General features: G+C 68.5%; 4 protein-coding genes. 1 reads left to right on the forward strand and 3 read right to left on the reverse strand.

Annotated features, from left to right (window positions below; translation table 11 throughout):
* From AB0M20_RS19295 to AB0M20_RS19305, 3 genes are all read right to left on the reverse strand, one after another.
* Positions 1-1,808: TIR domain-containing protein (locus AB0M20_RS19295; protein ID WP_364299882.1), on the reverse strand; the 1,808-nt coding region annotated here is incomplete at its 3' end.
* Between the two features lie 45 nt (positions 1,809-1,853).
* Entirely contained in the window at positions 1,854-4,871 is a 3,018-nt protein-coding gene (locus AB0M20_RS19300; protein WP_364299884.1) for a hypothetical protein, read from the reverse strand.
* On the reverse strand, positions 4,784-5,842 hold the full coding sequence (locus AB0M20_RS19305; RefSeq protein WP_364299886.1) for a hypothetical protein: 1,059 nt from the start codon (positions 5,840-5,842) through the stop codon (positions 4,784-4,786). The genes AB0M20_RS19300 and AB0M20_RS19305 overlap by 88 nt, the downstream gene beginning before the upstream one ends.
* Positions 5,843-6,763: 921 nt before the next feature.
* On the opposite strand from AB0M20_RS19305, the gene AB0M20_RS19310 reads away from it, so the two are divergent.
* Positions 6,764-7,113: DUF6338 family protein (locus AB0M20_RS19310; RefSeq protein WP_364299888.1), on the forward strand; the 350-nt coding region annotated here is incomplete at its 3' end.

Consider the following 7,113-nt stretch of genomic DNA (forward strand, 5'->3'; position numbering starts at 1 on the left):
GCCACGATGCCGCCGTCGGCGGTGGAGGCGAGCGACCGGGCGGGAGTGCCGCACCGGGACGGCCCCACCTCGGTCTGGCGCTTGAGGTCGGCATCGAAGTGGATGGTCGCGCCGCGGCCGCTGCCCACGAAGACGTCCCCGCGGCGGTCGGTCGCGATTGCGAATGCCTGCACGCCGCCCGCAAGCTTCGCCGACGCCACCGTTCTACCGGTCGCCGCGTCGTAGGCAGTCACTGCAGGCGTTAGGCACGTCGCGTAAAGCCGGGAACCGGTGCCGTCGTAGGCGAGGCGGACGCCCCCGCACGCTCCGGGAATGACCCGTTCAGCGCCGGTGGCCAGTGATCGAACGACGATGCGATCACTGCTGCCCAGCGCGACGTCGCCGGTCGGCGAAAGCGCCACAGCCACGACTTCCCGGGCCGAGGTACGTACGGTCCGTACAGCCGACGGATGGGCCGGGTCGAGCCGGATGAGCCGGCCGTCGCGCGAGGCAGCGACCATGGTTCCGCCGCGGCCGGGCCCAGCGATGGCGGTGAAGGAGCGGTCCGGGTCCGAGACGACCACCGTGCCGGCCCGCCACTTCCATCCGACGACGCGGTTGGCGCCAGCGATGGCCCACACCCGGTCGCCCGACGCCGACCACGCCAGCGCACGGACTGCGCCGGTGGACCCGGCGAGCTCGGCCAACCGCACGCCGGTAGTGGCGTCGACAAGCACGACCTCGGCCCCGGCCGCGACGGCGAGCGTGCGCGTGTCCGGGCTGAACGAAAGTACGCCGCCGCTCGCGCCCGGCACAGCGATGGCGCGAAGCACTTTACCAGTGGCTGCGGCGCGTATCCGGACCGTCCGGTCGTTGGGGGATCGGACCGCTACGCGTGTGCCGTCGACGCTCATCGCAGCTGCGGCGGCGCCCCGCACGGTCGGCGATCGCATCGCCGGCCCTGCGGCGGCACGCCGCCTGCCGCTGGCGCCGTGACGGCTACCGCGGCTGTCCACAACGGTCACATCGTCGGGCACTACCAGCGACGGGAATCCCTTCAATGTCGCCCCCGCAACCGTGAAGGAGCGGTCGGGCAGCGGAGTGGTTAGGGCGTCGGTCATGGCGATCCAGTCGAGGTATCCCGTCTTACCGTCGGCGAAGCGGTTGCGCTGCTCGGCGAGCACCTCGTAGGGGTCACGTCCGTAGTCCTCCTCGTTCGGCACGAAGTCCGACAGGCTGGTGTCCGCTGCGGTGAACTGGGCGTTGGCGTAGCCGCGAGTTAGGACGGCTAGCCCACCGCTGAACAGCGCGAGTACGCCGAGGACGGCGAGTGGCCAGGCGATCCAGCGGCGGCGGCTCCGCCGTCGCCGGCTCAGGCGGATGAAGTCGCGGGCGTCGGGAGTGAGCGGAGGCGTGCCGCGGCGTACCAGCGCCTGCGCCTGCTTGAGCAGTCCGCCTGAGATCAACGCCTGATTCGCCCGGCCGCCCCGCTGCCACCCCGACGCCCGCACGCTGACCTCGGTGTGGGTGCGGACCTCCGGCGCCAGTCCGCGATAGGCGATCACGATGCGTTCTGCCGTGGCCTCCGGCGGCATCGCGTAGGGGTCGGCGGCCAGGATGGACTTGTGGGCGTCCTCGGCGGCCCGGTGCTCCAGCCCGCACGCCGTCGAGGCACGCCAGCTCGGCGAGTCGCAAACGACGAAAAGTGCCGCCTCCTCGATGCCGGCGGTCACCTCCTCGAACCACGGCACGGAGACCGGGATATCACGACGGTCAATCCAGATCGGCACGCCGTGCCGGGTCAGCACGGCGGCGATCTGCTCGACCACGTCGAGGTCGCGCCGAGAGTATGAGATGAACACGGTGTGCACGACTCAACCCGCTTCCGGTTGGGGCGACTTCTCGCACACCCGCAGGCCAAGTCGGCGCCGTGTCCCGTCGGTGATCCCAGTCAGGTTCTCTTCGGCGACGCACCCGGACAGGCGGGCCCGCAGCGCGGCTAGCAGCGGGCCGTCGCTGCCGCAACCGGCGCACGACTGCGGGTTCCACCAAATGCCGCCGGAGGTTCGCACCATTAGCCGGGCGGGATCAGCCGACCAACCGAGCGCCGTCACCGGGCGGCCGTCGGGCGCCTGCCAGCGCCGCACAACGGCACGGTCGTCGACGTCTATCTCGGCTACTTCACCGCGGCTTGATCCGACGAGGGCGGAGGTGCCGTCCTTGCTGAGGTTGACCGTTGAGACGGCACCCAGCGCGGCGCGGACCCGGTAGGGTTGCGCGTCCGGGCGGGTGAGTACGACCGTGCCGTCGGCGGTTCCCTTGATCGCGGTCCTGTCCACTGAGGCCTGAGCCTTCGTCCCAAGACCGGCGAGTGTGCCCGGCTGGCCGATCGGGGCCAGGCTGCTGGCGGACCAGATCATCACCCCGAAGCCGTTGGAGATGAGAACGGTACGCCCGTCGTCTGAGGCCTTCACGAATGAGACCATGGGCGGCGCCTGGATGAACGGCCCCTCGGCGATCTCGGTGCGGCCGTCGAGCACCCGCGTGCCGTACTGATGGCTGCTGTAGATCACCTGAATCCGGGGCAGCACGGCCAGGGCGGTTCCTTCGCCTATCACTGCGCCGGTTGAGTGCAGCGGCTTGGTCTTTGTGCCCACGTACAGGGTGCGGTCATCGCCTTGGACAGCGATCGTGCTCCCTTCCGCGCCGACCGCTCCTGCCGACGTCGTGAGGTCGTCCGGTAGAGGGATCCGCGCCTGCGACACGACCCGGCGGCTCGTGGTGTCCACCAGCGCGACCCGGCCAGCTGCGGTCACAACCACGGCGCGGGAGGTCGCGCCTCCGGCGGTGCGCCGCACGTCAAGGACTGCCTGGTATCGTCCGACGATTCTGCGTGTGTGCGGCGCGCTCAGACCTATTGACGCCACAGCACCGTCCGTCGTCGCCACCATGACCACCTTCGCGGCCGGAATGACCGCCAGTCTGGTCACCTCCGACGGCAACGAGACGGTGTCGCGGCGCCACGGCCGCACGGTGATCAGTTGCAGGCTTTTCTCCGACCCGGCCGCGATTGTCGAGGCATCCGGTGTGGTGTCGAGCACGGTAGGGATTGCGGTGAGCTGGCGGCGCCAGCGCACCGAGCCGTCCTCGGAGTTCCACCGCGTGAGCGAGCCACGACCGTCAAGCGTCAGCACACCGCCGGCGACTGGAACGGCATCGGTGAAGGGGGCATCGTGGCCGGCACCAATAAAGCTGCTGGGCCAGGAGCGGTCGAGCATGCTGCGCAACGTGCGGCGTGCCGCCACTCGCTGCTCGTCATTGCCCTGGACGATCAACGCACCGGCCAATTGACCGGCCCAGTCCGGGCGATCGGCCGAGATCTTGGGGATCGAGCTGGCCAGCCAGACGAGCCGGTTGTCGGCTGAGGAACGGTGCAGCGTTACCCAGGCGAAGACGATCGTCGACGCGGCGGCCAGCACCAGCGTCATACCGAGCGCCCAGACCTTGCGGGCTCCGCCGCGTCGCCAGTGGGCCTGCGCGGTTGAGGCGAGCACATACTCGCGGGTTAGGCGGCTCGGGCGGGCCAGTCCGTCGCCGGTAGCGGCCTCAACGTGGTCGGCGGCCTCCTCGGCATTGCGGTGGTCAGTGATCAGCAATGCTGGGTCTCGGTTGGCGGCCGCCCACGCGCGTGCCTGCCCGGTCAGCGACCGGTGCAGCCGGTAGCGGCCCGGATCGGCGGTGACGGCAGCGAAGACGTCGGCGAGTGTGCGGGCCGAGCCCGGGCCGTACCACTTAATCCAGTTCACATCGGCGACGGCCAGGGGTGCGGCGGTCGCGTCGACGTCCTCGGCCTGCACGGGAATGACCCGCACTCCGGCAGAGTCGAGGCTCGCCACCTTGGATTGCCAGGCCGGGTCGGCCAGTGCGGCACGCGTCAGCACCACGACCGCTGGGACGTCCGGATCGTCAGCGGCCGGTTTTCGAGACACGGCCAGTCCGAGCGTCTGGAGGCCGCTTGCGAGATCGGCGACGATCTGCTCGTCCGTGCCGGCGTTGATTAGGACCACCCTCAGGCGGCTGTGACCATCCAAGGGCCCTGGCTCGGCGGTGGGCGTGGTCGACTCGTCGGTTTGGCTTGAGGCGAATGCCAGCGCGTCGTGCAGGGCCCGGATGTAAGCCCAGACGGTTCGTTCAGTGGCAGCCCACGCGTGCCAGCCTCGGCCGGGAATGTGAACGACGACGAGCGTACCGCTGGATACCGGAAACTCACCAAGCTCATCGAACGGGGCGATTCCGGCCATCGCCGTCCGCCACCGAGTCAGCTGGGCAAACACCTGCTCGGGCGGCCAAGGCGGCAGCACCACGGCGATCGGGCGGTCGCGGTGGGAGACCACCAAGTTCCCGAAGGCCTCGACTGCCGCTGGGTCGCCGATGAACGGACCGGCTGTGATCACCAGGGCGTACGCCCAGGCTTGCCCAGTGGTGGCGTGCCCGATCGGCACGCGCCGTAGACCCACTGGTGGGCTCACCGGCGCTCGCGCGTCGACGGCCACGACCGGTCGGTGCATCGCCGCTTGCACTTCGACGAACTCGTCGAAGGGCGTGCGGCGCAGCGGCGTCCGCAGCGAACGGAGCCGAGCCGGCGCGCCTTGTCGCACGAGCGGCGGTGCGGCGATCTTATTGCGGGCGTCGTCGAAGCCCTGGACGTAGGCGAGCGGAGGTCCCGGCCGATCGGCCAGCCGCTGCCACGCCTGCCGGGTTAGCCGGCGCCGCAACCACCACGCCAGCAGCCAGACCGGCCCGGCTAGCAGCAAGAAGAACGCGCCAAATAGGTCGACCAGCGGCTGCGGCAGCGCCTTGACCTGCGCACCGCCGAAGCCAGGGCGGCGCACACCACGATGATCGCGACCAGCACATAGGACAGAAGCGACAGGCCTCGATTGAGCCAACGTCCAGCTCCGGTCGCCTTTGGCCAGACGAATCGGGGATACGGATCTCGCGAGCGGGCGAGCAGGACGATCCCTGCGCTGGCCGGCAGCGAGAGCACGAGTGGGCCGCCGATGTCACCGGTCGACACGGTGCCGTCGATCATGCTGGGAAGCAGCGTGATCGTATCCACGGCTAGGGGCAGCACGAGGAGGACGCCGAAACGCTGCTGCCGTGCCTGGCGCCGTTGCCGCCGCGCGTCGTCGTCGACCGTGAAGTATCGGCTGCCCGACGTGGTGCTGACCTGGTACAACCGCCTGCGTAGCCGATTGACCGAGGCGGTGAGCCCGATCCCAGTCAGGTTGGCGATTAGCAGGGCGAGTAGGAACGCGGCGAACTGCTGCGACCGGCTGCCGGTGATCTTGCTAGGTCGCTGCGTCATGTTCGCCGCCAGCTCCCGCGAGACCTGCTGATTGAGGCGGAGGCAGGGAGTGCGTGATTGCCCAGGGCACCGGGTCTGCACCTCGATGATGAACCGGCCGGCCATCCACTGGCGAAGGTACACCGAGTCGGCGGCAGACACTATCTCCTCGTCGCCGTCAAACACCGGCGCAAGTGCCTGCAAACCCTCCGGTGATGCGGACTTCGCATCTTCCAGGGCGGCGAGCCACACGCTCTCGTCCCGGGACGAGCAGGCCCACCACACGACCGCGATGGCTCGGCCCGATACGGCGTCCTTCCAGGACCGCTGCTGGCCGGGACACCTCTGCCGGCCACTCAGCGAGCGGGTACCCGGGTCAGCGGGCGGATTGGTCCGCCACGAGCCGGCGATGCTGTCCGGCGCCCAGGTGCCCAGCACCGCCGGCGCCGAATCGTCGGCGTATGCAGGCGGCGCCGACGGTCCAAAAACGGCGAGTATCGCGGTGACCAGGCACATCGCGACGCTGACGAGGCGGTTCGGCCGTAACGATCCTTGCATTCCATCTTCCTAGTGGAAGGCACCGCTGCGTCGGAATCCCCGAGCGGATGACCCGGATGGCCCTGCCGCCTCCAGATTGATCCGTTCGGTCATTGCTGTCCGGCTCCCAAGTGGTGTGGGGCATGGAGGGCAAATGCTCGTTCAGAGTTCTCGACTCCGAATGTGAACACGAATCATGACATGGAAGCGACGGACTCACCTCCTCGCCCGTGGGGAGGCGCGGCGAACTCCTCGCGTTCGGTGCGGGGAGCAGTACAGTTCAAGACCGCGTCGCAACAGGTAAGGTGCCCGCTATGGGCATGCCGAGCCAGGTGGCCACTAGGTCGTCGGTCTCGGCCATCCACGGCGATGAGGGTGGCGGAGGTGTTGGGCGATCGGCCGGTCGTGGATGCGGGACCTGGCCGCGGCCAGCACAGTCGACTCTGGTCCGGGGCAGATTGATCAGAAGCAGGGGTAGGCTTCGTCGATATATCGTTCGCGTTAGTCGAGCAGCCCGGGGCAGATGTCGGCCTCTGTGAACTGACTGGCTGGGCGAGGTGCATCTCGGTCCGGACACCGCGGCTCTTGACCCTCGCATATTTCTGCGAACGTTGGCTTGCAGGGGCTGTCGCCTGAAAGTCTAGGCGGGACTGATTAGGTCAAGTAAAGTGGGACCACTGTGGTCAGTAAGCGTGATGGAGCGAACATATGGCGAGTTCTGAAGACCGCAATAACCAACACACTGACGGAGAACGCCGGACTGATCGTCCGTTTAACGAATCCGAGCGAGGGCAGAAAATCGACCCTGCGGGTGCGAAGTCCGTTCCGCCGCCGGCGAAGGGCATGCCTCCGCCGCCCCCGCCGTCGTCTGGAGGCGACTCGGACGGTTAGGCACGGACGATGATTCCGTCGACTTTGTGGGGCCTGCTGCTCTTTGTGGCGCTGCTGGCACCCGGGCTCGCCCACGTCTTGCGTCATGAACGAATCGTGCCGACTGGCCCACGATCCGCACTGCGCGAGACTTTGCGGGTCGTCTTCATCAGTGTGCTGTGCCTCGTCACAACCGGCCTTTTGCTCACGTTGGTGCGTGCACTTATTCCTGATCACACTCCTAATGTCCGAGGTTTAGTACGGGCGCCAGTGGAGTTCGCGAGACAGCACCACGTCCATTTGGCCTGGTGGGCCTTCGGCTGCTTCGCCTTTGCCACGGCGCTGGGATTCTTCGCGTCGGATCCGCGACTGGTTCGGGG

The organism is Actinoplanes sp. NPDC051633 (assembly GCF_040681735.1).
Classification (GTDB): Bacteria; Actinomycetota; Actinomycetes; order Mycobacteriales; family Micromonosporaceae; genus Actinoplanes.